Source organism: Microcoleus sp. T3_B1 (assembly GCF_036700445.1).
GTDB lineage: Bacteria > Cyanobacteriota > Cyanobacteriia > Cyanobacteriales > Microcoleaceae > Microcoleus.
The window spans coordinates 1-1,354 of the sequence record NZ_JAUBOX010000197.1 but is presented as its reverse complement, the minus strand read 5'-3'; the positions used below and the strand labels follow the sequence as shown (position 1 = coordinate 1,354).

Here is a 1,354-nt window from a genome sequence, read left to right as displayed (position 1 = left end):
CAGGGTAAGCTCATCTAATTTAGTATAAATTGTACTTGACAAAAAGACAAATATAAAAAATGTGGTATTTACGTATTAGCAATTTTATAATGCCTTAAAAACTAAGTCATCAAGCGGTAAAACTCAATGGATAAAGGATTCCTGCCCGCCCGGCCAAAGTCTAAACTACTGAAGAAGCCCTCAGCTATCTCTATGCAAGAGTTACAAGGAAGCTTATCAAGTTATTTTGATGACGTACCCGACCCGAGAGTGAACCGAACCAAACGTCACTTACTGAAAGATATTCTCGTCATTGCTATATTATCTACAATAGCTGGAGGTGATGGGTGGGAAGACATGGAAAATTATGGAATCAGTAAGCAGCAATGGTTGCAAAAATTTTTAGACTTACCAAATGGTATCCCGAGCGATGATACCTTCCGACGAGTTTTTGAAAAGGTAGACCCGAAAGTTTTAGAACAGAAGTTGACTGAATGGGTTAAACAATTAATTGGGCCAGTTGTCCAACAAGTTATCCCGATTGATGGAAAAAGTATCCGAGGTTCTTATGACCGAAAAACCGGGGAAAAGAATTTACATTTAGTGACGGCGTGGGCGAGTGAAAATCGGTTGGTACTTGGACAAGTTAAAGTTGAAAACCATTCCAATGAAATCACAGCTATCCCAGCCCTATTGGAATTAATCGATGTCACCGGAGCGATTATTACGATGGATGCGATGGGTACTCAAACCGAGATTGTTCGGCTGATTCGTCAAAAAAAAGCTGATTACGTAGTTACTTTGAAAAAGAATCATCCAACCCTTTATAAACAAGTCAAAACCTGGTTTGAAACAGCCAGAGCCAACCAATTTGGGGGAATTGAAGTGAGTGAAGATTCCCGAACGGAAAAAGCACATCATCGAATCGAAACTCGAAAAGTTTGGGCGGTTCCAGTGGGGGTTTTAGGCGGGCTTTACAAACAAGAAGACTGGACAGATATTCAGACTATTGTTATAGTAGAACGTTTCCGTTATCTGTGGAACAAAACCACTCATGAAGTACAATTTTACCTAAGTTCCTTACCCGTAGATGCCCAGCTTAATGGTCGCGTCATTCGTCAACATTGGAGTATTGAAAATCAAGAACATTGGGTTTTAGATGTCACTTTTAATGAAGATAGATCTCGCATTCGGTCCTTGAATAGCCCTCGAAACTTGGCTGTTATCAGACGGATGTCCCTGAATGCTGTAAATCAAGAAACTACTCTCAAGCGTAGCTTGCGACAGAAAAGAAAACGGGCTGCAATGAATGATGAATACATGATGCTTCTTCTCAAATCCTTTTGTCAAGGCTGATTGAGATGCTCTTACCCTG

At 40.4% G+C, this 1,354-nt stretch carries 1 protein-coding gene; it reads left to right on the top strand.

Going from position 1 to position 1,354, the window contains the following annotated elements; translation table 11 throughout:
• Window positions 1–126 precede the first annotated feature (126 nt).
• Entirely contained in the window at window positions 127–1,335 is a 1,209-nt protein-coding gene (locus tag QT990_RS35725) for an ISAs1 family transposase (RefSeq protein WP_333301354.1), read from the top strand.
• Window positions 1,336–1,354 lie beyond the last annotated feature (19 nt).

Bases quoted from the DNA above. Each gene is read 5' to 3' on its own strand.
- QT990_RS35725 (WP_333301354.1), top strand. From the start codon at position 127: ATGGATAAAGGATTCCTGCCCGCCCGGCCAAAGTCTAAACTACTGAAG.